Source organism: Bradyrhizobium sp. USDA 4532 (assembly GCF_024171315.1).
Classification (GTDB): domain Bacteria; phylum Pseudomonadota; class Alphaproteobacteria; order Rhizobiales; family Xanthobacteraceae; genus Bradyrhizobium; species Bradyrhizobium australafricanum.
Map to the genome: position 1 here is coordinate 881,124 of NZ_JALJZN010000001.1, position 23,994 is coordinate 905,117.

The following is a 23,994-nucleotide window of genomic DNA, read 5'->3' on the forward strand; positions in this document are numbered from 1 at the left end:
GGATGACTAGCTAAAAAGCAGTCGTCGCGACCAGCGAAAAGAGGGCTAAATGGGAATCAACCAAGGGCCTATCAGCCTCGACCAGAAATACACCCAGGACACCGGCCACGTTTTCATGACCGGCATCCAGGCGCTGGTCCGCCTGCCGATGGCGCAGATCAGGCGCGACCGCGCCGCGGGCCTCAACACGGCAGGCTTCATCTCCGGCTATCGCGGTTCCCCCCTCGGCGGCTACGACCAGCAGCTGTTCGCCGCCCGCAAGCATCTCGAGCAGTACAACATTAAATTCCAGCCCGGCGTGAACGAGGACCTCGCGGCCACCGCGATCTGGGGCTCGCAGCAGCTCGCCCTGTCGCCGGGCGCCAAATATGATGGCGCGGTCGGCATTTGGTACGGCAAGGGCCCCGGCGTCGACCGCTGCGGCGACGTGTTCCGCCACGGCAATGCGGCCGGCTCCGCCAAGCATGGCGGCGTACTCTGCCTTGCCGGCGACGACCATGGCGCGAAATCCTCCACCGTCCCGCATCAGTCCGACCACGCCTTCATCTCCGCGCTGATGCCCTACCTCTACCCCTCCAGCATCCACGAAATGATCGAGATGGGCCTCCTGGGTATCGCGATGTCGCGCTACTCTGGCTGCTGGGTCGGCATGAAGGTGATCACCGAGACGGTCGAGACGACCGCCGAGATCGACCTCACCGACGAGATGACGCCGTTCATCATTCCGACCGATTTCGAATTGCCGCCGGGCGGCCTCAACATCCGCTGGCCCGACGACCGCTTCGAGCAGGACCGCCGGTTGCAGGACTACAAGGGCTTTGCCGCGATCGCCTTCGCCCGCGCCAACAAGGTCAACCGCATCACGATGGATTCGCCGAACGCGCGCTACGGCATCATGGCCTCGGGCAAGAGCTACGAGGACATCCGCCAGGCGTTGCGCGAGCTCGGCATCACGCCCGAGATCGCCGCCAAGATCGGCATCCGCCTCTACAAGATCGGCATGCCCTGGCCGCTGGAGCCGGAAGGCGTGCGCAACTTCGCCGTCGGCCTCGAGGAGATCTTCATTGTCGAGGAGCGCCGCGAGATCGTCGAGAACCAGGTCAAGCAGGAGCTGTTCAACTGGCGCGACGATGTGCGTCCGCGCATCGTCGGCAAGATGGACGATCACGACAAGCGCTTCCTGACCTTCGCCGCCGAGCTCAGCGTGGCCTCGCTTGCGAGCTCGCTCACCGAACGGCTGCTTCGACTTAATCTCAATCCTGAAATCGCCGAGATGCTGCGCGCCAAGGCCGACTGGTTCAACGGCCGTCAGTCGACGCAGATGCAGGCGACCGCGCCTGTCAGCCGCACGCCGTATTTCTGCTCGGGCTGCCCGCACAACACCTCGACCAAGGTGCCGGAAGGCAGCCGCGCGCTGGCAGGCATCGGCTGCCACTTCATGGCACTGTGGATGAACCGGTCAACCGAGACCTTCACCCATATGGGCGGCGAGGGCGTGCCGTGGGTCGGCATCGCGCCGTTCACCAACGAGAACCACATCTTCGCCAATCTCGGCGACGGCACCTATTTCCACTCCGGCATTCTCGCGATCCGCCAGTCGATCGCTTCCAAGGCCAACATCACCTACAAGATCCTCTACAACGACGCGGTCGCCATGACCGGCGGCCAGCGCCACGACGGCGATCTCTCGCCGCAGCAGATCACCTTCCAGCTCCATGCCGAAGGCATCCGCGAGATCTATCTGGTCTCGGAGAATCCGGACGCCTATCCGGCCGATACGATCGCGCCCGGCGTCAAGCTGTATCACCGCGACGAGCTCGAGAACGTCCAGAAGATGTGCCGCGACACCAAGGGCACGTCGGCGATCGTGTTCGTGCAGACCTGCGCCGCCGAAAAGCGCCGTCGCCGCAAGCGCGGCCTGATGGAGGATCCGCAGCGCCGCGTGCTGATCAATCCCGCGGTCTGCGAAGGCTGCGGCGACTGCTCGGTGCAGTCGAACTGCATCTCGGTCGAGCCGCTGGAGACGGAGCTCGGGCGCAAGCGCACCATCAACCAGTCGACCTGCAACAAGGATTATTCCTGCGTGAAGGGCTTTTGCCCGTCCTTCGTCACGGTCGACGGCGGCAAGCTCAGGCGGCGCGCGCCGCCCGAGCTCGGCAGCATCGATAATCTGCCGGAGCCGGCCTCCAAGCCCGCGCTCGACCGGCCCTACAACATCGCGGTCGGCGGCGTCGGCGGCACCGGCGTGCTGACGATCGGCGCGCTGCTCGGCATGGCCGCCCATATCGAGGGCAAGGCCTCGATGATCCTCGACATGTCAGGTCTCGCGCAAAAGGGCGGCGCGGTGCTGAGCCACGTCCGGCTCTCCGAGCACACCGCCGACGTGACCTGCTCGCGCATCGTGACCGGAACGGCCGATCTGGTGCTTGCGGCCGACGAGGTCGTGGCGGCGTCGAAGGACACCATCACGCTGTGCGATGCGAGCCGCACCGTCGGCATCATCAACAGCCACGTGATCCCGACCGCGGACTTTATCCTGAACCGCGACTTCAACTTCCAGAGCCGCAAGGTCAACAGCGTGCTGGAGACCGAGCTGCGCAAGGACTCCGCGTTCTTCGACTTCACCAAGCCGGCCGAAGCGCTGCTCGGTGACTCCATCGCCACCAACATCATGATGATGGGCTTTGCCTATCAGCGCGGGTTGCTGCCGCTGTCGGCGGAGGCGATTCTGCAGGCGATCGAAGTCAACGGCGTCTCGATCAAGATGAACACCCAGGCGTTCCAGCTCGGGCGCCTGGCCGCCGCCGATCCGGCACGGCTGAGCGGCATGATGAAGGGCGACGACGAAATCGCGCCACCGAAATCGCTGGATGCGATGTCGCTGGACGAGATCATCACCCATCGCATGGCGTTCCTGACCGACTACCAGAATGCACGTCTGGCAAAGCGCTATCGCAAGCTGGTCGACCAGGTGCGCGACGCCGCCACCAAGGGCGGCTATGGCGAGGCGCTGCCGCGCGCGGTCGCGATCAACTACGCAAAGCTGCTCGCCTACAAGGACGAGTATGAGGTGGCGCGGCTGTTCACCGACGGCCGTTTCGAGAAGCAGCTGCGCGATCAGTTTGAGGGCGAGTTCAAGTTCAACTTCAATCTGGCGCCGCCGATCCTCGGCGGCGGGCTCGACGCGCAGGGCCGGCCGAAAAAGCGCGCCTTCGGTTCGTGGATGATGTCGGCCTTCAGGGTGCTGGCGAGATTCCGCTTTCTGCGCGGCACGCCGCTCGACATCTTCGGCTACAACGCCGACCGCAAGCTGGAGCGCGATCTGATCGCGGGCTACGAGAAGGATGTCGCGACGGTGCTCGGCCTGCTGTCGCCGCTCAACCACGACATTGCGGTCGAATTGCTGGCGCTGCCCGATCGCATCCGCGGCTACGGTCCGGTGAAGGACAAGGCGATCAAGGAAGCGAAGGTTCGCTACGCGCAACTCGCCGCCGACCTCGCCAACCCGCCGTCCGCGCCGCGGCAGATGGCGGCGGAGTAGTGTAGCCACACACGCGGTGTCGTCCCGGCGAAAGCCGGGACCCATAACCACCGCACTTTGTCGTAGCGCGACGCTGGGGCCACGGCTCACTCTCACCAACAATCCTGTGGTTATGGGTCCCGGCTTTCGCCGGGACGACACCTGGTGTTTTGGCAGCGCGTACCGTGCCTACGCGCAGTCTCGCCTGACGGAATATTTCCGCGCTTGCCAAGGTCGCGTCGTCGGTTCAGAAAAACGCTCGAGCGAAGAAACGCCAGCGGAGAGCGATTTGACCATCAAGGGCAAGGCCTACATTGCCGGGATCTACGAACATCCCACCCGGCACGCACCCGATAAATCAACAGCACAGCTGCACGCCGAGGTCGCCAAGGGCGCGATCGAGGACGCCGGGCTCACGAAGGACGACATCGACGGCTATTTCTGCGCCGGCGACGCGCCGGGCGGGCTGTGGCCGATGGTCGATTATCTCGGCCTCAACACCAAGAAGCTGCGTCATGTCGACTCCACCGAGACCGGTGGCTGTTCCTATCTGATCCATCTCGGCCACGCCGCCGAGGCGATCGCCGCGGGCAAATGCTCGGTCGGGCTGGTCACGCTGGCGGGCAAACCGCGCACCGGCCCGATGCCGCCGCGCGCCTCGGGCGCCGAGGCCGATTTCGAATCCGCCTACGGGGCTACCACGCACAATGCCTATGGCATGTGTGCCATGCGTCATATGCACGACTACGGCACCACCTCCGAGCAGCTCGCCTGGATCAAGGTCGCGGCCTCGCATCATGCGCAATACAATCCGCATGCGATGCTGAAAGAGGTCGTCACCGTCGAGGACGTGCTGAACTCGCCGATGATCTCCGATCCGCTGCATCGGATGGATTGCTGCGTCGTCACCGACGGCGGCGGCGCGATGATCGTCACGACGCCCGAGATCGCCAAGAGCCTGAAGAAGCCGCTGGTGCGCCTGATCGGCCATGGCGAGGCGATGAAGGGCCCGCGCGGCGGCAAGGATCTCGATCTGACCTACTCCGCCGGCGTGTGGTCCGGTCCGCGTGCCTTCGAGGAAGCGGGCGTGACGCCGAAGGACATCAAATACGCCTCGATCTATGACAGCTTCACCATCACGGTGCTGATGCAGCTAGAGGACCTCGGCTTCTGCAAGAAGGGCGAGGGCGGCAAGTTCGTCGCCGACGGCAATCTGATCTCGGGCGTCGGCAAGCTGCCGTTCAACACCGACGGCGGCGGTCTGTGCAGTAACCATCCCGTCAATCGCGGCGGTATGACGAAAATCCTCGAGGCTGTGCGCCAGTTGCGCGGCGAGGCGCATCCGAAGGTGCAGGTGAAGAACTGCGACCTCGCGATCGCCCACGGCACCGGCGGTCTGCTCGGCGTTCGCCACGCCGCCTCAACCTGCATTCTGGAGCGTGCGTGATGTCTGAAGCGAAGAAGTACAATGCCCCGGTGACCAACCCGGAGACCGCGCCGTTCTGGGAGGCGGCGAAGGCGGGCAAGTTCATGATCAAGCGCTGTAACACCTGCGGCGAGGCGCACTACTTCCCGCGCGCGATCTGCCCGTTCTGCTTCTCGGACAAGACGGTGTGGGAAGAGTCGAGCGGCGAGGCCACGGTCTACACCTACAGCCTGATGCGGAAGTCGCCGACCGGTCCCTATGCGATCGCCTATGTGACGCTGAAGGAAGGTCCGTCGCTGCAGACCAACATCGTCGATTGCGATCTGGAGAAGGTGAAGATCGGCCAGAAGGTGAAGGTGGTGTGGAAGCCGACCGACGGCGCCCCGCTGCCGTTCTTCACGCCGGCCTGATTTTACCCTCTCCCCTTGTGGGAGAGGGTGCCTTCGCTGAAAGCGAAGGCGGGTGAGGGGTCTCTCTCCGCGTAGAGAATCTCTCTGTGGCGCGAACCCCTCACCGAAACGAGTTTGAGACGACTGCCGGTGCTGCCCTCTCCCACAAGGGGAGAGGGCGCAGTAATGGGCACCGTGCCGTTAAGAATACATTCGGGGAGAAAACAACGATGCCGATCGTGTACGAACAGCTGATGGCCCTGAAGAATCTCGGCCAGAAATACAGCTACGCCGACCGCGACGTGATGCTCTATGCCTATGGCATCGGCCTGGGTGCCGATCCGATGGACGAGAAGGAGCTCGCTTTCGTCAATGAGGGCGTGCTGACGCCGCGCCCGCTCAAGGTGGTGCCGACGTTTGCCTCGGTCGCGGCCTGGGGCGCCGGTCCCGGCGAGATGAATCTTAACCGCGTCATGGTGGTCGACGGCGAGCGCGACATCACCTTCCACAAGCCGTTCGCGACCGCCGCGCACATCACGGCCGACTCGACCGTGCTCGACGTGTTCGACAAGGGCAAGGACAAGGGCGCGGTGATCCGCCACCAGACCGTGCTGAAGGACGAGAAGGGCGACAAGCTCGCCACGCTGGTCGCCTCGCGCTTCGCCCGCGGCGATGGCGGCTTCGGCGGCCCGTCCGACGGCCAGCCCGAGCCGCACAAGGTGCCGGAGCGCGCGCCGGACAAGGTGGTCGACATCACGACGCGGCCCGACCAGGCGCTGGTCTATCGGCTGTGCGGCGACCGCAACCCGCTGCACTCCGATCCGGAGTTCGCCAGGAAGGCCGGCTTCCCGCGGCCGATCCTGCACGGCATGTGCACCTACGGCATCACCTGCCGCGGCGTGCTGCAGACCTATGCCGACTACGATCCGTCCGCCTTCAAGCAGCACGTGGCGCGGTTCTCCTCGCCGGTGTTCCCCGGTGAGACCGTGACCATGGAGCTGTGGAAGGACGGCAATGTGGTGTCGTTCGAGGCCAAGGTGAAGTCGCGCGGCGTCACCGTGATCAAGAGCGGCAAGACGGTGCTGGCGTAGCAACGCTCGACGGCCGTCGACTCCCTCGCCCCGCTCTTGCGGGGAGAGGGTGGGGTGAGGGGCTTTCTCCGCAACGGTGGTCTTGCGGACAGACCTGTACCCCTCACCCGGATCGCAAGGGCGATCCGACCTCTCCCCGCCTGCGGGGAGAGGTGAAGAAGAAAGAACAACACGGAGAAACAACCATGGGATTACTCGACGGCAAGGTGGCGCTGATCACGGGCGCCGGCGGCGGGCTTGGTGAAGCCTATGCGAAGCTGTTTGCGCGCGAGGGCGCGGCCGTGGTGGTCAACGATCTCGGCGGCCCGCGCGACGGCTCGGGCTCCGACAAGTCGATGGCCGACAAGGTGGTCGACGCGATCAAGGCCGAGGGCGGCCGCGCCGTCGCCAACGGCGCCGACATCTCGACCTTGGCCGGCGGCCAGTCGGTGTTCGACGACGCCATCAAGCATTTCGGCCGCGCCGACATCCTGGTCAACAATGCCGGCATCCTGCTCGACGAGACCTTCCACAAGGCCAAGGAAGCGAACTGGGACAAGGTGATGAAGGTGCATCTGAAAGGCACCTTCTGCTGCACCCAGCCGGTGTTCAAATGGATGCGTGACAATGGCGGCGGCGTCATCGTCAACACGTCCTCGACCTCGGGCCTGATCGGCAATTTCGGCCAGACCAATTACGGCGCCGCCAAGGGCGGCATCTGGGGCCTCTCCAACGTGCTAGCGATCGAGGGCCGCAAGTACAACATCCGGATCTGGACCCTGGCGCCGGGCGCGCTGACCCGCATGACCGCGGACCTGCCGCGTTACAAAGAGAACCCGGGTGCGGCGCTCGGGCCCGATGGCATCGCGCCGGCCGTGCTCTACATGGTCAGCGATCTGTCGGGCGACCAGACCGGCAAGGTGCTTGGCGTCTCCGGCCCGCGCGGCGTCCGCGAAATGCGGATGATGGAAATGGAGGGCTGGACGCCGCCGTTCACGGGATGGAAGGCGGAGGACATCGTCACCCACGCCAAGGAGATCTTCTTCTCCGAGGAGGAGATCAAGAAGTCGGCGCGGCGGTTCAAGTAAGGATTGGCACCCGCGACCGCGGGACGGCTTCCCGATGCGCAATGGCGCATCGGGAAATGACGCTGTATAGAGGGCGAAACAGACGAGGCACCCATGACCAAACTCACCGCCCAGGCCGCCGGAACCTTTGCGATCGCGCCGACCCCGTTCCACGACGACGGCCGCATCGACGAGGCATCGATCGACCGGCTGACCGATTTCTATACCGATGTCGGCTGCGACGGCGTCACCGTGCTCGGCATCCTGGGCGAGGCGCCGAAGCTCGACGCCGCGGAGGCCGAGCAGGTCGCGCTGCGCTTCGTCAAGCGCGCCAAGAGGCTCCAGGTCATCGTCGGTGTCTCGGCGCCGGGCTTTGCCACGATGCGCTCGCTGGCGAAGAAGTCGATGGATGCGGGCGCCGCCGGCGTCATGATCGCGCCGCCGCCGCATCTGCGTACCGACGACCAGATCATCGGCTATTTCAAGCAGGCGCAGGAAGCGATCGGCGACGATATACCCTGGGTGCTGCAGGACTATCCGCTGACGCTGACCGTCGTGTTCACGCCGGCCGTGATCCGCAAGATCGTGATGGATTCGCCGTCCTGCGTGATGCTCAAGCACGAGGACTGGCCGGGCCTGGAGAAGATTTCGACCTTGCGCAACTTCCAGAAGGACCGCTCGCTGCGGCCGCTGTCGATCCTGGTCGGCAATGGCGGCCTTTTCCTCGATTTCGAGATGGAGCGCGGCGCCGACGGTGCGATGACTGGCTATGCCTTCCCCGAGCTGCTGATCGATGTCGTCAACCTGTCCAAGGCCGGCAAGCGTGATGCCGCGCATGATCTGTTCGACGCGCATCTGCCGCTGATCCGCTACGAGCAGCAGCCCGGCGTCGGTCTGACCGTGCGCAAATACGTGCTGCAGAAGCGCGGCATCATCTCCTCCAGCGCGCAGCGCAAGCCCGGAGCCGTCATCACGCAGCAGGCAAGGGCGGAGGTCGACTATCTCTTGTCCCGTGTGGCGCGCGTCGACCGTCGCGCCAATCTGCAACCGCAATCCAGTGCAGCAGGCTAATCATGACCGAGATCGTTGCCCCGCGCCTTGCGTCGACCGTGCTGCTGCTGCGTGACGGCAGCTCATCGGGCGAAATCGAAGTCTTCATGATGGTCCGCCATCACCAGATCGAGTTCAACTCGGGTGCGCTGGTGTTTCCGGGCGGCAGCGTCGACAAGAACGACAAGGAGATCGCCGCCGATCCCGCGCTCTATTCCGGCGGCGAAGGGCTCGACGGCGACGCGCTCGGCTTCCGCATCGCGGCGATCCGCGAGACCTTCGAGGAGAGCGGCATCCTGCTGGCGCGGCCGCAGGGGTCGAAGGACCTGGTCGATGCGAAGCGCGCGAACGAGATCGCGACCGCGCATCGCGCGCCGCTGAACGAAGGCAAGATCAGCTTCCTCAAGGTGCTGACCGACAACGGCATGGTGCTCGCGCTCGATGAGCTCGTGCCGTATGCGCACTGGATCACGCCGGAGGGCATGCCGAAGCGCTTCGACACCTGGTTCTTCCTGGCCGCCGCGCCGCCCGAGCAGCTCGGCGCCCATGACGGCAAGGAATCGACCGACTCGATCTGGGTGTCGACGCGCGAGGCGCTGGAGGGCGGCGAGACCGGCCGCTTCAAGCTGCCGTTCCCGACCACGCGCAATTTGATCAGGCTCGGCAAGCAGCCGAACGTCGGCGCCGCGCTCGCCGACAGCAAGGGCAAGTCGATTGTCGCCGTAATGCCCGTGATGACCAAGACCGCCACCGGCCGCCAGCTCCGCATCCCCAAGGAAGCGGGCTACGATGGCGAGGTGTTCGACGTCGGGGCGCTGGGGTAGGTCCGTCGTCCTGAGAGACGTCGAGTGCGTGACTCACAGGCAGCGCTATGTCGTCCCGGCGAAGGCCGGGACCCATAACCACCGAACTGCATTGCTGCGCGACGCCGAGGCTGCAGCTTTTTCCAACAACACAACCCTGTGGTAATGGGTCCCGGCCTTCGCCGGGACGACGGGGAAGGAGAGTCGCTTCTCCACATTTCGGCTTATATCGAAATATCATCACCTCGCAGCGATGTAGCTTCCGTCTCAACCATCGAGACGGGATCCCGCCAATGACCACCGCCCCACGACAGCCGAGCATGGCCTTCGAGCTCGCCTTGCTGCTCGCGCTCGCCACCCTGTGGGGCGGCTCCTATACCTTCATCAAGCTTGGTGTCGCGACCATCCCGCCGATCACGCTGATCGCGGCGCGCACCACGATCGCGGGGCTGCTGCTGCTCGTCATCATGCGGATGCGCGGCGTATCGATGCCGGCCGATCGCGCGACCTGGCGCCGCTTCATCTTTCAGGCCTGCCTCAACAGCGTGATCCCGTGGACGCTGATCGCCTGGGGCGAGCGCTTCGTCGATGCCGGGCTCGCCACCATCCTCAATTCGGCCTCGCCGATCTTCACCTTCCTGTTCACCGCCGCGATCACCCGCCATGAGGGGGCGAGCCCGCGCAAGCTGTTCGGGGTGATATCAGGCATGGCCGGCATCTGCCTGATCGTCGGCGTCGATGCGTTCCGCGATCTCGGGCAGGGGATCGTGGCCGAGGTCGCGATCGTCGCCGCCACCATCTGCTACGCCTGTGCCGCGATCTTCAGCCGCGGCTTCAAGGAGCTCGATCCGATGGCGCCGGCAGCGGGTTCGCTGCTCGCGGGCGCCGCGATCCTCGTTCCGCTCAGCCTTGTCGTCGAGCGGCCCTGGACGCTTTCGCCGTCGACGACATCGCTCACCGCATTGCTGGCGCTTGCCGTGTTCTCGACCGCGATCGCGTTCGTGATCTACTTCCACCTGATCCAGACCCTCGGCTCGGTCGGCACCACCGCGCAAGCTTACTTGCGGGTGCCGATCGGGGTGGCGCTCAGCGTCACGGTGCTGGGCGAACGGCTGAGCCCGACGGCGTGGATCGGCCTCGCCTGCGTTGTGATCGGCGTCGCCGCGATGACGATTCCTGCACGAAGGATCGCCACAGCCTGACGTCATCGCCGCGATGACGATTCCCGCGCGAAGGATCGCCACGGCCTGACGTCATCGCCGCGATGACGATTCCTGGGCGCAAGATCGCCACCGCCTGAAGTTTCGCCCGCTGAAACCGACGCCTTGCTGCCGCCGGCCAATGCCTGCATGCTGCCCGCAACGAGATCGCAGGGCGGGAAACGGGACGATGTTGCGGCGGATCAGCCTCATTGCCGGTGCGTGCATGGCGTTGCTGGCGATGGCCGGCACGGTGCGCGCGCAGGACTTCCCGAACCGGCCGATCCGCATCGTCATTCCCTACGCACCGGGCAGCGTGGCCGACGTGTTCGCGCGCATCATGGCGCAGGACATGCAGGAGCAGTGGAAGGGGACGATCGTCGTCGAGGCTAAATCCGGCGCCAATGGCTCGATCGCGGCCGAGGAGGTCGCACGCGCCGCTCCCGACGGCTACACATGGCTATTGGTGACGACCTTCTTCACCGCAAGCCCGGCACTGAACACGCAGCTGCGCTGGGATCCGGTCAGGGACTTCGTGCCGGTCGGGCAGATCTGTCTCGCCCCGAACTTCTTCATCGTGCCGACCTCGCTGCCGGTGAAGACCGTCGCCGACTATGTCGCGCTGGCCAAGGCCAAGCCGGGCACGCTGAACTACAGCCATCCCGGCAAGGGCTCGACCGGCCATCTCGGCTTCGAGCTGTTCAAGCGGCTCGCCGGCATCGACGTCACCGCGATCGGCTATCGCGGCTATCCGCAGATGGTGCCCGATATCGCGAGCGGCCTGATCACCTCGAGCTTCCTGTCGGCCAACCAGGCGCTGGCCCAGGTGCAGTCCGGCAGCATCCGGATCATCGGGACGATCAGCGACGGCCGCTCGAAGTATTTCCCCGACGTGCCGACCATGGCCGAGCAGGGCTTTGCCGAAGCGCAGGTGACGCCATGGTTCGGCTTCGTGGTGCCGGCCGGCACTCCGCAGCCGGTGGTCGAACGCATCAGCGCCGCGCTGGAGACGGCGCTGGCCTCCGCTGAGGTGCGCAAGAAGCTGGATGTCGCCGGTTGCGACGCCCGTAGCGCGCCGCTGAGGCAGTTCGCCGATATCATCAAGGCGGACGTTGCGCTCTGGGCCAGGGTGGTCAAGGAGGCCGGCATCCCGCCGGACTGAGCCGCGCCGCCCTGTGCCGGAATCGGCCACCGGCACCCGCCCGGGGTGACGCCGGTCACACCGCCCGCGGGTTGGGCCGTGCAGCATGTTTCCCCAAAGCCCGTAATTTCCCGTATATTAGGGCGCATTGGACCCCGGCCTTGATGACATGACCGCTGAATTGCCGCCGAATTCGCAAGCGCCGCGTGCGTTCTCCCTCTCCATTGGCCAGCTCACGTTCGGCAGCTTCCTGCTGGTCCTGGCTGTGATCATCATCACATCCACCGCCAGCGTGATCGCGATCCGCCACATCGATACCACCTTCGCCGAGCTGCAGCGGCTGCAGAGTGTCGGCGACATCGCCGAGGATATCGACCGCCGCATGAACGAGCTGCGGCTCGCGGCGCGCGATTTCGTCACCGAGCCGGGCAGCCAGTCGGTCCAGGTCGCGGAGGCGGCCCAGTCGCTGAGCGAGATCCTGAAAAAGACCCGCATCAAGCTGGCGCCCGAGCAGCAGGACATGATCGACGGCGTCACCCAACGGCTGGCGACCTATCGCAACGGCATCGAGCGCATCTCGGCGCTGCTCAGCCGCCGCGCCGAGCTGGTCGCCGGGCTGCCGCCGCTGCGCGACGCCTTCGACAAGGCGGTCGCCGCGAGCAACGATGCGGCGCTGGCCAATGCGCTGTCGCAATCCCAGAGCCGGATTGCCACCGCATTGCTGGCGCACAACACGTCCGCTGCCGAGCAGGCCGCGCAGAGCATGCGGGCGAAGACCATCTCCGATCCCGCGCTGCGCGGCGCCGTCGATAATTATGCCGAGGCGATCATCGCGGTCTCGGTGCGCGAGGGCCAGATCGCCGACATCGACAAGGAGGTGCTCGGCGCCGAAGGCCGGTTGATCCAGAAGGTCACCGAGCTGCTCCGCGAGCTCAGCTCTCGCCGCGGCCACGTGCTGTCGCGCGATTTTGCCCGGACGCTGGCCGAAGCAAAATGGCAGAGCATCGTGCTCGGCACGGCGGGTGTGCTGATCGGCCTGTTCGCGTCGGTGTTGGTGGTTCGCCGCACCGTCCGCCCGCTCGCCAGGATCGCGGGCTCGATCCGCAAGGTCGCCGGCGGCGAGAAGAGCGCGTTCATTCCCGGCGCCGACCTCGACAACGAGATCGGCGACATCGCACGCGCCGCCGAAGTGTTCCGCCAGACCCTGGTCGACGCCGACAGCGCGCGCGAGGCTGCCCTGCGCGCGCTCGCCGAGCAGCGGCTCGCCGAGGAGAGCTACCACAAGCTGTTCGAAGCGTCGGTCGAGGGCATCTACGTCACGACGCCGGGCGGCGCGCTGCTCAACGCCAATCCGGCGCTGGCGCGGATGATGGGCTATGCCACGCCGCAGGACCTGATCAAGGGCATCGACGACATCGCCACTACCGTCTATGTGGATCCGGCGGCGCGCGAGCAGTACCAGCAGCTGATGCAGCGCGACGGCACGGTGCGCGACTACGAGTACCAGGTGCGCGCGAGCGACGGCACCGTGCTGTGGCTGTCCGATTCGGCGACCGTCGTCCGCAACGACGAGGGCGAAGTGATCCGCTACGAGGGCACGGTGCGCGACATCACCGACCAGAAGCGCGCCGAAGACGCGATCGCCGAAGGCCGTCGGCTGTTGCAGATGGTCATCGATACCGTGCCCGCCGTCATCAACGTCAAGGACCGCGACCTGCGCTACGTGCTGATGAACCGCTACATGGCGGGAATCTTCGGCATCGAGCCGCAGGACGCGATCGGCCAGACCACCGGCGAGCTGATGTCGCGCTATGGCGCGGCGAAGACCGATGAGAACGACAAGCGCGTTCTGTCGGCGCGGCGCGAGCTCGGCTTCTATGAAGAGGAGTACAAGGACGTCGCCGGCAACATGCGGCAATGGCTGGTCAACAAGCTGCCGATCCTCGACGCGCAAGGCGAGATCGAGAACATCGTCACGGTCGCGCTCGACATCGGCGAGCGCAAGCGCTCCGAGCAGGAGATGCGCAAGGCGAGGGATTCCGCGGAGGCCGCGTTGCGCAATCTGCGGGAAACCCAGAATTCGCTGATCGAGGCCGAAAAGCTCGCCGCGCTCGGCCGCCTGGTGGCCGGCGTCGCCCATGAGGTCAACAATCCCGTCGGCATCAGCCTGACGGTGGCGTCCGCGCTGGAGCGCAAGACCGCGAATTTCGCCACCCAGGTCGAGCGCGGCGACCTGCGCCGCTCCAGCCTCAACGATTTCCTGAACACGGCGCGCGATGCCTCCTCGCAACTCGTCGCCAATCTCAACCGCGCCGCGGAGCTGATCCAGTCGTTCAAGCAGGTCGCCGCCGACCGCAACTATTCGGACCAGCGCACCTTCGACCTCGGCGATCTCACCGAGCAGGTGGTGATGAGTCTGAGGCCCGGCCTGCGCAAGCACAATCTGACGCTCAATGTCGATTGTGAGCCGAACCTGATCATGAATTCCTATCCGGGACCGTATGGCCAGGTGCTGACCAATCTGTTCCTCAACGCGGTCGCGCATGCGTTCCCGGACGGCAAGGCCGGCGAGGTCGAGATCCAGGTCCACGCCGCCGGCGGCGACAATGTCGAGGTGATCTTCGCCGACAATGGCTGCGGCATGAGCCTCGACGTGCGCCGCCGCGCCTTCGATCCGTTCTTCACGACGCGGCGCGATCAGGGCGGCACCGGGCTCGGCCTGCACATCGTCTACAGCATCGTCACCACGCGGCTCGGCGGCCGGCTCTCGCTGGATTCCGCACCGGGCAACGGCACACGCATCCAGATGATCCTGCCGCGCGTCGCGCCGCTGGAGCAGGCCGCGGAATAGCGCGAAGCGTAGTGGCCAACCACGCGTTTGCTCTCGATCCGTCATCCTGAGGAGCGGCGAAGCCGCGTCTCGAAGGATGCACGGCCCGGCTCGTGGCCGTCGATCCTCAGAGGCTCGCTGTGCTCGCGCCTCCAGCGACAAAGGCGAAGCCTTTGCGCGGGGATGACGGGTCTAATGGTTTCAAACCGCTAATTGATATCCGCGAGCTTGTGCAGCGTGGCGCCGAAGATCAGGCTCGCCTTGCCGACCAGCGCGGTCCCGCTCATGGTGCCGCGGGTGTCGGTGAAGGTGCCGGAGACGCCGATGCCGACGGGCGCGGGCCCGCCGAACAGCGGGTTGTCGGTGTCGCGCGGCGTCGTGTGGCGTTGCACAAGGATTTCGCCCTTGAAGGCATCGCCCTTCACCGTGTAGCTGCCGGTGTAGTAAAGATAGGCGTCGCCGCCCAGTATCTGGCCGTCGCGGAAGAGAATGACGCCGCTGCCCTTGCCGACGCGACCGTCCAGCAGGGTGACGTGAATTGAGTAAAGTCCGTTCTTCATGACGTCCCGATTGCTGGCCGCCACGCCCACGGCAAGCCAGTTGGTTTTTTATGCCAAAGCGAGCAACCTCGTGCAATGCGGCAGGTTGATTCCCGGGTGTCCCGCGTTCGGGTGACCCTCGGTTCCTGCCAGGCAGTGTGACGGCGCAATGACAGCGGACCGTACGCGCGAATCAAAGTGGCCCGCGAAATGCATAGCTCTGGTTGCACTGGCCGGTGAGTGCTGGAGCAAACACATGTCTGACTGGATTGAATCCGGCGGCCATTGGGCACGCCCTCGCAGGCTCAATGGAACTTCGGCCCGTTATGCGGGCCACATGATCGCATCCCTCGTGCTGATAACGCTGGTGTTGGTCGCGGCCATGCGAATCGCGCAGGCGCGCGATCCCGACGGCCGCTACGCCAATTCGCCGCTGAAGGAGTGGTTCGACGGCCTGCGCAGCGGCAAAGGGCCGTGCTGTTCGGATGCCGACGGCACAGCGGTCAGCGATGTCGACTGGGAATCCAAGGACGGGCACTATCGTGTGCGCCTCGACGGGGCGTGGATCGATGTCCCCGACGAGGCCGTGGTCACCGAGCCCAACCGGGTCGGTCGCGCCATGGTCTGGCCGATTCCCAGCTACATGGGCGTGACGATCCGCTGCTTCATGCCCGGCAGCATGACTTAGCGCCGCACGCGTGGCTCAGACGTATTTCTGGTCGCGCTCGAGCAGTTCGATCGAGATGCCCTGCGGGCCACGGATGAAGCAGATCCGCACGCCGGGACGGATCGTGGTCGGCTCCTTGGTGAATTCGACGCCCTTGGCCTTGATCTCGGCCGCGACCGCGTCGATGTCCTTCACCGTGAGCCCGAAATGATCGAGCCCCTGATAGGGCGTCACCGGCGCGGCGTTGACGCCGTCGCCCTGGGTCACCTCCGCAATGAACACCCTGGCGCCGCCGAGCTGGACGTCGATGCGGCCGGGGCCGCGGATGATCTCGCCGCCGAGAATGTCGCGCAGCCAGGTCGCGGTGGCCTCGGGATCGGGACTGCGCAGGTGGACGTGGTCCCAGGTGACGACAGGCATTGCGATCTCCTTGTTGTTGTCGTGCCGCTGTTCGGTGCGCGGCACTCGCTCTCGGGCGGCACAAATCTAGCGAGCGGTTCGCTGGGATACCATCCCTCGTTATGCCTGCCCAAGATTGTCGTCCCGGAATGAAACCATTGCGGCCGTCAGCGATTGTTTTTGCGTGGCCGCTCGACCTGCGGCCGTCCCGGAAGCCGCGCGGTGCGGCTTCCTCTCTGTGTGGGGGCGGCCCGATCAGGCTGCCAGGGTGAGGGCACGACGATGCGGATCGGCTTGGCGTCGTTTCGGAGGTTGGCCGCCGGACGTCTCGGTGAAGGGGGCTTCTACGCCAGCCTGCTGCTGCCGCTGATTGCGCTCGCCGGGATCGCCGCATGGTTCATGCTTCCCGAGCCGAGCGACGCCGGGGACCAGGATGTCTGGCCGGTGTCCTCCATGATCCGCACCGCGCAGAATGCCCCGACCGGCGAGCAACCAGCCCAAATCACAAATCAGACCGCGAGGGATGCGCTTGCCGCACCGGCGGACGAGCCGACCACCGTCGGTGTGGCCATCGCTCCACAGGGGGCAGAGGAGGCCAAGCCGTCCGGGCCCGGCGCTGAAAGGTCGCCGCTGGATAAGCTGCGGATCGCCTCGCAATCGTGGCGGCGCGGCGGGCTGGGTTCGAAGGCGCTGGTCACCCTGACGCTGCGCAATGCCAATGATTTCGCCGTCAAGGATATCGAGATCGCCTGCGCCTTCATCCGCCGGGACGGTCGGCCGCTGACCGAGCGCAAGCGGCTGATCTCCGACACCATCGCCATGAAGAGCCGCAAGACTTACTCGCAAATGTTGGTCGGGTTCGTCAACGTGAACGCAAACAAGGCGAAATGTTCGGTCGTGACGGCGAGCCGCCTCTAATTCCCGGCATCTCGAAAAAGTGACCGCGAATTGACTTGTCGGGTGAACCGTAACGGCCGGACAGGAACTAACTAATAAACCAGCCGTTAGCGAACGACCCGGGAGCGCGGACAGCGTCCGGGTGATCATGCGCAGACGATGAAATCGCCCGCGCGATGACTGATGTCGTCGCGCCGAGATGAACCGCGCCCTGCTGCGCGGGGGGAGCTACCAAAATGCCTGTGGCGCGTTATTTCCTGTTCGTTGGTGGAGTGCTGCTCGCGCTGCTCTTCGTCGTCAATGCCATCGTGCCGCAGGAGGCCGTGGTCGCCGGCCAGAACCAGGGACTGTCGTCGCCGGGCGTCGACAAGACCATGGTGCGCATCAAGTCGACCCAGAAATTGCCCGAGCGGGTGGTGTACGACACCAATTTGCCGACCATTGTTCCGGCGCAGGTCAACGCGGTCGCCGCGGCCATCCCGTCGGCTACGGGCGATGCGTCGGCGCAAGCCCGCGTCCGCAATACGTTCGCCCAGTTCATTCCGCCGGAGAAGGCTGATGCGCAGAAGGTCGCGGCTGAGGCAAAATCGGCTGAACAACCGGCGCAGGCCCAGCCTCAGGCGCCGAAGAAGCGCAAGGTCGCGCGCTACCATGCCCATCCCCAGCCGCCGATGCGGCTGGCACAGCCCGGCATGTATCAGCCCTACCGCGTCGCGCAGCAGCAGCGCATGGGCTTCTTCGGCGGCTTCGGCACCTGGTAAGAAAGGGCTGCCGCAGCCGGCAATCAATCCGCCGCCGCAAACACTTGCGGCGGCTTTTTCATGTCCGCGATCAGGCGGGTGGCCGGATCCGGGACGGCGTCCGAGCGGCGCTCGCTACCTTTAGCGCGGCAGGCGCGGAATCTTGTCCGCGAAGCCGTTGTAGCAGGTCAGCCGCTCGTCCTCTTCCTTCACGAAGCGGCAATCGTTGACGCCCTTGGCCGGGGCAGCCTTCGGCTTCGGCTGCGGCTTGAAAATCTCGTCGTAGCAGATCAGTCGCTCCTTGGTGGCGTCGTCGATGTCCTGACAGGCCTGAAGCTTCTGAGCGACCGATTGAGGCTTGCCGGGCGCGGCAGGCTTCTCGCCCTTCTTGGCGGCCGACTTCTTGCCGACCTGGACCAGCGGCTTGTCGCCGACCATCGGCTGCGAGGTCGCCGCCGCCGGCTTGTCTGCGTCGGCGGGGGCCGGCGTGGTGCCTTGGGCAAGCGCGGCAGCCGGGCAGAAGAGCGCCAGCGCGAGGATGATATGTCTCATGTCGAAAATGTCCGAAATGGCGTGATGACCGGAAGGATGGCGCCGGGGATCGGAAAAGCCCGGCAAGCGCCGAGACTTAACGCAAGTCTTGCCCGAATCCTACCCCCAGAGGTGACCCGCCCGGCACCGATCCACCGGCAAAAGTGAGGGCAATTCGTCGCCGTTCGACCCGCGGGAGAGCGTGAATTGCCTTTGCCCGGCGGGGCGGCTATGACCACGCCATCTGCGCGACTGGCGCTTGGATGGACCACCATCGGGGAGCGCAGAGACTGAACGCCGCGCGCCTGGGCACCGCTTCGAAACGGAGGTGCCATGACGGCGAACATTCTCGATGGGCATGCACATGCCCAAATTGTCATCGACAAGATTGCTGGCGAACTCGACCGGCTGCCCCGCGCGCCGGGGCTTGCGGTCGTGCTGGTCGGCTGCGACCCGGCGAGCCAGATCTATGTGCAGAGCAAGGTCAGGATGGCCGAGCGGCTCGGCCTGCGCGGCGAGGTCGCACGCCTGCCGGATGATGCCAGCGAGTCCGATCTGCTTGCCGGAGTAGAGGCGCTCAATGCGCGCGACGATATCGACGGCATCCTGGTGCAGCTGCCGTTGCCGGCGCATATCGACGCCTTGCGCGTGATGGCGGCGGTCGATCCCGCCAAGGATGTCGACGGCCTGCACGCCCTGAACGCCGGCCGGCTGTTTCATGGCGATGACGCGCTGGTGCCGTGCACGCCGCTCGGCTGTCTCCGGCTGATCAAGTCGGTCCGATCAGACCTCACCGGCGCCCATGCCGTGGTGATCGGCAGCTCCAACATCGTCGGCAAGCCGATGGCCGCGTTGCTGCTGCAGGAGCACGCGACCGTGACGCAGACCCATATCCACACCCGCGGCATCAGCAGGATCTGCCGCGAGGCCGAAATCCTGGTGAGTGCGGTGGGCAAGGCCGGCCTCGTGCGCGGCGACTGGATCAAGCCCCAGGCCATCGTCATCGACGTCGGCACCACGCGCGTCGAGAGGCCGGACGGCGGCTATGCGGTGTGCGGCGACGTCTCGTTCGACGAGGCGGTGCAGGTCGCCGGCGCCATCACGCCGGTGCCGCGCGGCGTCGGCCCGATGACGATCGCCTGCCTGATGGAGAACACGCTGAAGGCGGCAAAGGCGAGGGCGGCGCGGCTGCAATAGCGCGGGATACCTGCGGCGATATGCGAGCGGTGGGTATCGCTCGCGTATCGCGCGCGAAGTTCATGACGTCCGGGGTAATGGAAAGCCCGCACCATTCGTCTATCGTCGCGCGACAGATGGAGGCGCGCGATGCTGTATGCGGAAGATCTCACCGAGGGCCAGACGTTCAAGCTTGGCAGCTACACGATCGGCGAGGCCGAGATCCTGGAGTTCGCCGGCAAATATGATCCGGTGCCAATCCATGCCGATCCCGTCGCGGCTGCGGCAGGCCCGTTCGGCGGACTGATCGCAAGCGGTTTCAACACCATTGCGATCTATCAGCGGCTCGTAGTGGAGGCGATCTGGACCAAGGTGGCGGGGATCGTCGGGCGGAGCTTCGAGATCCGCCTGCCGAGCCCGGTTCGGCCCGGCGCCACGCTCACCGGCCAATCCCAGATCCAGAAGATCACCATCAGGCCGGAGCGGCGCGACGCTGTCGTGATCTTCAAGACGGAGCTGGTCAACGACGAGCAGCGCCCGGTTCTTGTCCTCGTGCTCGACGCGCTGATCCGCATGCGGCCGGCGGAGCAGGGGCCGGCATAGGCGCGGCCTGAGGGGCATCCCGAGGTCATCCGCCTCGGACGGCCGTCAGCGCCTCTACGTGTTCCCCGCACGCGACCTTGTCGTCGCGCAATGTTGCGGCAATTATGACAAGCCGGCGGCAGAACGGCAGCGCATCAATGACGTCATCATCGACGAGGTCGTGCTGCCCGGTATTTGCTTCGTCGATGCGCCGAACGCATTCGACCCAGACGGATGTGCCGCCGTGAAACGCAGCAAGCAGACGAACGGAGAGATCGAAGCCAGGCGGCGCAAGGCCGAGGAATGGCTCCGCATGCAGACCCGACGCGCCGCTGAACGGCAACGGCTTCGCGACTACAAGATTGCGCTGGCGCGCGACGAGGTTGCCGTCGATACGACGCGGCTTGCGCCCTCGAACAGCTATTCGACCCCCGACTTCGTGCTGCGCGGAACCTATCGACCCGAGCCCTTCGTCTGCAAGGACTGCGGTGTTGCCGAGGTCTGGACGCCGTTGCAGCAGAAATGGTGGTACGAGACCGCCAAGGGCGACGTGTTCACCAAGGCGGTGCGCTGCCGGGCCTGCCGCACCAGGGAGCGCGCGCGCAAATCCGCCGCACGCCGCGTGCATCTGGAAGGACTCGCAAGGAAGAAGCCTCCCGTCTCGTAGCGATGGGCGTGACTTCAGGGTCGCACTTCACATCTGATGCGCGGGGAACCGCTGCGCAGGCGGTCAATGCGTCGCGCGTGCGGAACGTTTCGTTGCCTGATTGGTTCGAGACCTTGAAGCCCCCGATGTGGGGTGCGGGCGGGGAGGAACCAGCCAAGGAAACTTGTCAAGGAAACCATCGCGGCCGGAACCAACGAGAAGGAGCAGCGGATGAAACTCAATTCCACGCAAGTCAAGCAGACCATGACGCAACTGAATGCCCAGGTGCTTCCGGACGATCACCCGGCCGTGGCGCAACTGAACAGCGTGTTCGGTGAGCACACATTCTTCGTCGACACCAGCGGGCTCAAGGTGCTTGAACCGGCCCAGACCTCCGACATGCCGGGGCAGACCGGCGAAGTCGTCAGTCTCGCCGAGTGGAGCGATCCGGAGCTGACCTCGCTTCGGCCGCACGAGCCCGAGCCGACCGGCGTGCTCATCGCGCTTGAACCCAGCAAGCACTGAAGCGTTCCAGCGCGAAGTGAATACCGGTTCGCGCAACCAAAACGCCATCAAGCAAGGGGATTGAGAGCATGATCCGATTCAATCGGATCATGCTCTTTGTGCTGCATCGTGCGACACCGCGATCGGCCGTCCTGATGGCGACAGCCCCGACGTCGCATCAAGAGGTGCCGAAAGTCACATGGCAAATCAGCGCCGCCTGCGTATGCATCGGTTTGAGATGGGTATCCAGGCGGTGAGGGGCAGATGGGGATCGTGCGGCGCTGGAGCCCTGACGAGGACGACAAGCTCAGAGAGCTCGCCAGGGCCGGCAAGAACGCTCTCGAGATCAGTAACGAACTGACCCGCAGCGCTTCGGCCGTGCGCCGGCGCGCCGAGGTCCTGTCGGTCCTGATCATGGCAAAGGCGTTTCGCGCGCGCCCCTCGCATGTCGCCACCCATCTCGAGCGGGTCGCGATCGACGCGATCCGCAACCGCCGTCCGTTTCCCGCGGGCGTCGGCCCGAGCACCATTGCCGGAATGATCGAGAAGGGCTGGATCGTCCCGGAGATGGGGCGCAGATACAACGTGACCGATGCCGGCGTGGAGGCGGTGCGGCGGAAGATTCCGAGCGGCTGAAGGGAATGCCGGCTGCACGCCGGGCGCGCCATGCCGAAGCGGCTTACGCATGCGGTGGGGAAGGCGGACCATTCGCGACCGAATGCAAGATTTCGCGCCCGAGACGGACGTCCCATCCGTTCAATCATCGGGGGCGCGACGACCTGCGGCCTCTTTGTGTCCTCGTCAGCCCACCGATCTGATTGCGCCGATGCTCAACGCCCAGCTAGCCCAAGCCGACCGATATCAAGCCGACCGATACCAGCGTTTCGCCGATCTCGCTGTCACCGTCGGTGACGCGATCAATGCGATCGCCGGGTTGAATCCGGCTCAGCGTACAGACGTGGACTTCCTCGAACGCGAATTCATCCCGGCGCTGGGGCTCAATGACGAACTGCTTCATGAGCAGCCGCCGGAGCTGGCGCCGAACTTCGGCAAGGGCCTCCACCTTTGGCAATACCCGAACCAGCTTGCGCCATACCTCGCCTGGCTTGCGCGCAATTCGTCCGGCGTTTCCTCGTACATGGAAATCGGCTGCCGCTGGGGCGGCATGTTCGTCCTGGTTACGGAGTGGCTCAGGAACAGCGGCGCCGACCTCAAGACCGTGATTGCACTCGATCCGATCGCGCCGACGCCCTTTATCTCGACCTATTTCGATCTGCTGCAGCAGCAGGCCGCTATCGAGCCGATCTACATCCAGGATTTTTCGACCTCGCCGCTGGTCGGTGCGCATGTCGACCGGCTGAAGCCGGACTTCGTCTTTATCGATGGCGATCACAGCCTGCGCGGTGCGCTACAGGATCATCTGCTTCCCACGCCCGCATCATCGTGCATCATGACATCCATTCCCAAGCCTGTCCGGATACCACGCTGCTCTGGAAGGCGCTGAAGCAGTTCGAGGCGCCGAGCTTCGATACGTTCGAATTCACCAGCCAGTATCTGTCGATCAATGGCTCATTCCTCGGCATCGGTGCCATGAAGCGGCGCTCGGCCCAGATGTAGGACCGGGAGCCGGGCAATCGCCGCGATCACGAGCTCGCGGGCCGATCGCGGAGGTTCAGCTTGCTCTTGTCGCCGCCGGCCCAGGCCAGGGTCTTCGGGTCCATCACGCGGAACCAGAGCGGCGGGATTGCCGCCAGCCCGAACATGCCGGTGTAGCCGTTCGGTAGCCGCGGGATGTCGTCGAAATCGCGCAGCGACTGGTAGGGGCGCATCGGGTTGGCGTGGTGGTCGGAGTGACGTTGCAGGTGGAACGTCATCAGGTTCGAGACGATGTGGTTGGTATTCCATGAGTGGCGCGGCTCGACCGCCTGGTAGCGGCCGTTCGGCAGCTTCTCGCGCAGCAGCCCGTAATGCTCGACATAGTTGGCCTGGGTCAGCGCGTACCAGCCGAGGAAATGGTGCGCGACGATGAACGGCGCGACCTTCCAGTCGAACAGCGCAATCAGCACGGCGGCGACGACGAGCGTCAGCGCAAAGCCTTGCAGGATCTCGTTGTTGACCGACCAGACCGGCTCGCCGCGCCGGGTCAGCCGTTCGGCCTCGTTGCGCCAGCCACGCTTGAATGCACCCGGCAACTCGCGCGTTGCGAACGCATAGATCGATTCACCGAAGCGCGCGCTGGCGGGGTCCTCGGGGGTTGCGACCCAAGTGTGATGGCCGCGATTGTGCTCGACGCGGAAATGCGCGTAGCCCACCGCGCAGTTGGCGAGCATGCCGAACAGGATGTTGAGCCTGTCCGGCTTGTGGCCGAGCTCGTGCCCGATCAGGAGCGCGCCGCCATTGATGGTGCCGACGCCGAGCAGCAAGGCGACATAGGACCACCACGGCAGATCCTGGGTGCCGAAGAAGGCGATCAGCGCGACGTAGTTGATCCAGGGAAATACCACGGTGATGCGCGCGAGCCGCAGGTAATAGGGATCGGCCTCCATCGCGGCGACCACTTCCGCCGGCGGATTGTGGGTGTCTTCGCCGAACACGACGTCGAGCAACGGGATCAGGATGAAGATGAAGACGAAGGGGATCAGCGTCACCAGCGGATTGTGTGTCCGCAGGAACAGCCAGTAGGACAACAGCGGGATCAGCGGCGGAATGAACGAGAGCATCCAGAGATAGCGTTTGCCGTCCCGGTAGGTGATCGTTTCGCCAGCAGCATTGGTGCCCGTGAAGATCATCGCATTCCCTCCAGCATCTCTTGCGAGGC

23 protein-coding genes and 1 riboswitch are annotated in these 23,994 nt (G+C 65.3%); of the genes, 19 read left to right on the top strand and 4 right to left on the bottom strand.

The window, feature by feature from the left end; genetic code table 11:
• Nucleotides 1-49 precede the first annotated feature (49 nt).
• The 10 genes from J2R76_RS04230 to J2R76_RS04275 all read left to right on the top strand — a co-directional run bounded on the left by J2R76_RS04230 (nucleotide 50) and on the right by J2R76_RS04275 (nucleotide 14,516).
• Nucleotides 50-3,541 carry an indolepyruvate ferredoxin oxidoreductase family protein gene (locus J2R76_RS04230; protein ID WP_057015968.1) on the top strand — a complete coding sequence of 1,164 codons (3,492 nt, stop codon included), beginning with the start codon at nucleotides 50-52 and terminating at the stop codon, nucleotides 3,539-3,541.
• Between the two features lie 268 nt (nucleotides 3,542-3,809).
• A complete protein-coding gene (locus J2R76_RS04235) occupies nucleotides 3,810-4,967 on the top strand; it encodes a thiolase domain-containing protein (protein WP_076831315.1) in 1,158 nt (385 codons plus the stop codon).
• Nucleotides 4,967-5,356, top strand: a complete 390-nt coding sequence (locus J2R76_RS04240; protein WP_076831312.1) for a Zn-ribbon domain-containing OB-fold protein — start codon at nucleotides 4,967-4,969, stop codon at nucleotides 5,354-5,356. Before J2R76_RS04235 ends, J2R76_RS04240 begins: the two co-directional genes overlap by 1 nt.
• 209 nt (nucleotides 5,357-5,565) lie before the next feature.
• The gene (locus tag J2R76_RS04245) at nucleotides 5,566-6,426 is read left to right on the top strand and encodes a MaoC family dehydratase (protein ID WP_076831310.1); all 861 of its coding nucleotides are present in this window, start codon (nucleotides 5,566-5,568) and stop codon (nucleotides 6,424-6,426) included.
• Between the two features lie 185 nt (nucleotides 6,427-6,611).
• On the top strand, nucleotides 6,612-7,493 hold the full coding sequence (locus tag J2R76_RS04250) for an SDR family oxidoreductase (protein WP_076831307.1): 882 nt from the start codon (nucleotides 6,612-6,614) through the stop codon (nucleotides 7,491-7,493).
• Between the two features lie 93 nt (nucleotides 7,494-7,586).
• Nucleotides 7,587-8,543: a dihydrodipicolinate synthase family protein gene (locus tag J2R76_RS04255; protein ID WP_076831304.1), complete on the top strand. Its 957-nt coding sequence runs from the start codon at nucleotides 7,587-7,589 to the stop codon at nucleotides 8,541-8,543.
• A gap of 2 nt (nucleotides 8,544-8,545) precedes the next feature.
• Complete coding sequence (locus J2R76_RS04260) at nucleotides 8,546-9,346, top strand: NUDIX hydrolase (RefSeq protein WP_076831301.1); 801 nt, start codon at nucleotides 8,546-8,548, stop codon at nucleotides 9,344-9,346.
• Between the two features lie 272 nt (nucleotides 9,347-9,618).
• Complete coding sequence (locus J2R76_RS04265) at nucleotides 9,619-10,527, top strand: DMT family transporter (protein ID WP_076831299.1); 909 nt, start codon at nucleotides 9,619-9,621, stop codon at nucleotides 10,525-10,527.
• A 187-nt stretch (nucleotides 10,528-10,714) separates the two neighbouring features.
• Complete coding sequence (locus tag J2R76_RS04270) at nucleotides 10,715-11,686, top strand: tripartite tricarboxylate transporter substrate binding protein (protein WP_076831296.1); 972 nt, start codon at nucleotides 10,715-10,717, stop codon at nucleotides 11,684-11,686.
• 148 nt (nucleotides 11,687-11,834) lie between these two features.
• Entirely contained in the window at nucleotides 11,835-14,516 is a 2,682-nt protein-coding gene (locus J2R76_RS04275; protein ID WP_253623758.1) for a PAS domain S-box protein, read from the top strand.
• Nucleotides 14,517-14,704: 188 nt separating this feature from the next.
• Here the strand turns inward: J2R76_RS04275 and J2R76_RS04280 are convergent, their stop codons facing one another.
• Nucleotides 14,705-15,055 (bottom strand): GrlR family regulatory protein, encoded by a 351-nt coding sequence (locus tag J2R76_RS04280; protein ID WP_057015832.1) that lies wholly within the window; start codon nucleotides 15,053-15,055, stop codon nucleotides 14,705-14,707.
• A gap of 316 nt (nucleotides 15,056-15,371) precedes the next feature.
• Here J2R76_RS04280 and J2R76_RS04285 point away from each other — a divergent pair, with 316 nt between their 5' ends.
• A complete protein-coding gene (locus J2R76_RS04285) occupies nucleotides 15,372-15,722 on the top strand; it encodes a hypothetical protein (protein WP_141340965.1) in 351 nt (116 codons plus the stop codon).
• A 15-nt stretch (nucleotides 15,723-15,737) separates the two neighbouring features.
• Here the strand turns inward: J2R76_RS04285 and J2R76_RS04290 are convergent, their stop codons facing one another.
• A complete protein-coding gene (locus J2R76_RS04290) occupies nucleotides 15,738-16,121 on the bottom strand; it encodes a VOC family protein (protein WP_057015836.1) in 384 nt (127 codons plus the stop codon).
• A 261-nt stretch (nucleotides 16,122-16,382) separates the two neighbouring features.
• Here J2R76_RS04290 and J2R76_RS04295 point away from each other — a divergent pair, with 261 nt between their 5' ends.
• Both J2R76_RS04295 and J2R76_RS04300 read left to right on the top strand, forming a co-directional pair.
• Nucleotides 16,383-17,018 (top strand): hypothetical protein, encoded by a 636-nt coding sequence (locus J2R76_RS04295; protein ID WP_233475693.1) that lies wholly within the window; start codon nucleotides 16,383-16,385, stop codon nucleotides 17,016-17,018.
• Nucleotides 17,019-17,233: 215 nt separating this feature from the next.
• Complete coding sequence (locus J2R76_RS04300; RefSeq protein WP_253623759.1) at nucleotides 17,234-17,758, top strand: hypothetical protein; 525 nt, start codon at nucleotides 17,234-17,236, stop codon at nucleotides 17,756-17,758.
• 120 nt (nucleotides 17,759-17,878) lie between these two features.
• On the opposite strand, the gene J2R76_RS04305 is transcribed toward J2R76_RS04300, so the two are convergent.
• Nucleotides 17,879-18,289: a hypothetical protein gene (locus tag J2R76_RS04305; RefSeq protein WP_028339251.1), complete on the bottom strand. Its 411-nt coding sequence runs from the start codon at nucleotides 18,287-18,289 to the stop codon at nucleotides 17,879-17,881.
• Between the two features lie 217 nt (nucleotides 18,290-18,506).
• Nucleotides 18,507-18,586, top strand: a riboswitch (ZMP/ZTP riboswitch).
• A gap of 15 nt (nucleotides 18,587-18,601) precedes the next feature.
• On the opposite strand from J2R76_RS04305, the gene J2R76_RS04310 reads away from it, so the two are divergent.
• The 6 genes from J2R76_RS04310 to J2R76_RS04335 all read left to right on the top strand — a co-directional run bounded on the left by J2R76_RS04310 (nucleotide 18,602) and on the right by J2R76_RS04335 (nucleotide 22,680).
• The gene (locus J2R76_RS04310) at nucleotides 18,602-19,465 is read left to right on the top strand and encodes a bifunctional 5,10-methylenetetrahydrofolate dehydrogenase/5,10-methenyltetrahydrofolate cyclohydrolase (protein ID WP_076831287.1); all 864 of its coding nucleotides are present in this window, start codon (nucleotides 18,602-18,604) and stop codon (nucleotides 19,463-19,465) included.
• Between the two features lie 129 nt (nucleotides 19,466-19,594).
• Nucleotides 19,595-20,047, top strand: coding sequence for a MaoC/PaaZ C-terminal domain-containing protein (locus J2R76_RS04315; RefSeq protein WP_076831284.1), 453 nt, complete (start codon nucleotides 19,595-19,597; stop codon nucleotides 20,045-20,047).
• 58 nt (nucleotides 20,048-20,105) lie between these two features.
• Entirely contained in the window at nucleotides 20,106-20,693 is a 588-nt protein-coding gene (locus tag J2R76_RS40765) for a zinc-ribbon domain containing protein (RefSeq protein WP_206601531.1), read from the top strand.
• A gap of 210 nt (nucleotides 20,694-20,903) precedes the next feature.
• Entirely contained in the window at nucleotides 20,904-21,197 is a 294-nt protein-coding gene (locus J2R76_RS04325; RefSeq protein ID WP_016846480.1) for a hypothetical protein, read from the top strand.
• Between the two features lie 243 nt (nucleotides 21,198-21,440).
• Nucleotides 21,441-21,812, top strand: coding sequence for a hypothetical protein (locus tag J2R76_RS04330; RefSeq protein ID WP_076831282.1), 372 nt, complete (start codon nucleotides 21,441-21,443; stop codon nucleotides 21,810-21,812).
• 82 nt (nucleotides 21,813-21,894) lie between these two features.
• The gene (locus J2R76_RS04335; RefSeq protein WP_253623760.1) at nucleotides 21,895-22,680 is read left to right on the top strand and encodes a hypothetical protein; all 786 of its coding nucleotides are present in this window, start codon (nucleotides 21,895-21,897) and stop codon (nucleotides 22,678-22,680) included.
• Between the two features lie 139 nt (nucleotides 22,681-22,819).
• Here J2R76_RS04335 and J2R76_RS04340 read toward each other — a convergent pair whose 3' ends face one another.
• Nucleotides 22,820-23,965 carry an alkane 1-monooxygenase gene (locus tag J2R76_RS04340; protein WP_253623761.1) on the bottom strand — a complete coding sequence of 382 codons (1,146 nt, stop codon included), beginning with the start codon at nucleotides 23,963-23,965 and terminating at the stop codon, nucleotides 22,820-22,822.
• Nucleotides 23,966-23,994: the final 29 nt, after the last annotated feature.

Excerpts from the sequence above, each read along its gene's own strand:
- J2R76_RS04230 (WP_057015968.1), top strand. The coding sequence starts at position 50 with ATGGGAATCAACCAAGGGCCTATCAGCCTCGACCAGAAATACACCCAG.
- J2R76_RS04240 (WP_076831312.1), top strand. The coding sequence starts at position 4,967 with ATGTCTGAAGCGAAGAAGTACAATGCCCCGGTGACCAACCCGGAGACC.
- J2R76_RS04245 (WP_076831310.1), top strand. The coding sequence starts at position 5,566 with ATGCCGATCGTGTACGAACAGCTGATGGCCCTGAAGAATCTCGGCCAG.
- J2R76_RS04250 (WP_076831307.1), top strand. The coding sequence starts at position 6,612 with ATGGGATTACTCGACGGCAAGGTGGCGCTGATCACGGGCGCCGGCGGC.
- J2R76_RS04255 (WP_076831304.1), top strand. The coding sequence starts at position 7,587 with ATGACCAAACTCACCGCCCAGGCCGCCGGAACCTTTGCGATCGCGCCG.
- J2R76_RS04260 (WP_076831301.1), top strand. The coding sequence starts at position 8,546 with ATGACCGAGATCGTTGCCCCGCGCCTTGCGTCGACCGTGCTGCTGCTG.
- J2R76_RS04265 (WP_076831299.1), top strand. The coding sequence starts at position 9,619 with ATGACCACCGCCCCACGACAGCCGAGCATGGCCTTCGAGCTCGCCTTG.
- J2R76_RS04270 (WP_076831296.1), top strand. The coding sequence starts at position 10,715 with ATGTTGCGGCGGATCAGCCTCATTGCCGGTGCGTGCATGGCGTTGCTG.
- J2R76_RS04275 (WP_253623758.1), top strand. The coding sequence starts at position 11,835 with ATGACCGCTGAATTGCCGCCGAATTCGCAAGCGCCGCGTGCGTTCTCC.
- J2R76_RS04280 (WP_057015832.1), bottom strand. The coding sequence starts at position 15,055 with ATGAAGAACGGACTTTACTCAATTCACGTCACCCTGCTGGACGGTCGC.
- J2R76_RS04285 (WP_141340965.1), top strand. The coding sequence starts at position 15,372 with ATGATCGCATCCCTCGTGCTGATAACGCTGGTGTTGGTCGCGGCCATG.
- J2R76_RS04290 (WP_057015836.1), bottom strand. The coding sequence starts at position 16,121 with ATGCCTGTCGTCACCTGGGACCACGTCCACCTGCGCAGTCCCGATCCC.
- J2R76_RS04295 (WP_233475693.1), top strand. The coding sequence starts at position 16,383 with ATGCGGATCGGCTTGGCGTCGTTTCGGAGGTTGGCCGCCGGACGTCTC.
- J2R76_RS04300 (WP_253623759.1), top strand. The coding sequence starts at position 17,234 with ATGCCTGTGGCGCGTTATTTCCTGTTCGTTGGTGGAGTGCTGCTCGCG.
- J2R76_RS04305 (WP_028339251.1), bottom strand. The coding sequence starts at position 18,289 with ATGAGACATATCATCCTCGCGCTGGCGCTCTTCTGCCCGGCTGCCGCG.
- J2R76_RS04310 (WP_076831287.1), top strand. The coding sequence starts at position 18,602 with ATGACGGCGAACATTCTCGATGGGCATGCACATGCCCAAATTGTCATC.
- J2R76_RS04315 (WP_076831284.1), top strand. The coding sequence starts at position 19,595 with ATGCTGTATGCGGAAGATCTCACCGAGGGCCAGACGTTCAAGCTTGGC.
- J2R76_RS04325 (WP_016846480.1), top strand. The coding sequence starts at position 20,904 with ATGAAACTCAATTCCACGCAAGTCAAGCAGACCATGACGCAACTGAAT.
- J2R76_RS04330 (WP_076831282.1), top strand. The coding sequence starts at position 21,441 with ATGGGGATCGTGCGGCGCTGGAGCCCTGACGAGGACGACAAGCTCAGA.
- J2R76_RS04335 (WP_253623760.1), top strand. The coding sequence starts at position 21,895 with ATGCAAGATTTCGCGCCCGAGACGGACGTCCCATCCGTTCAATCATCG.
- J2R76_RS04340 (WP_253623761.1), bottom strand. The coding sequence starts at position 23,965 with ATGATCTTCACGGGCACCAATGCTGCTGGCGAAACGATCACCTACCGG.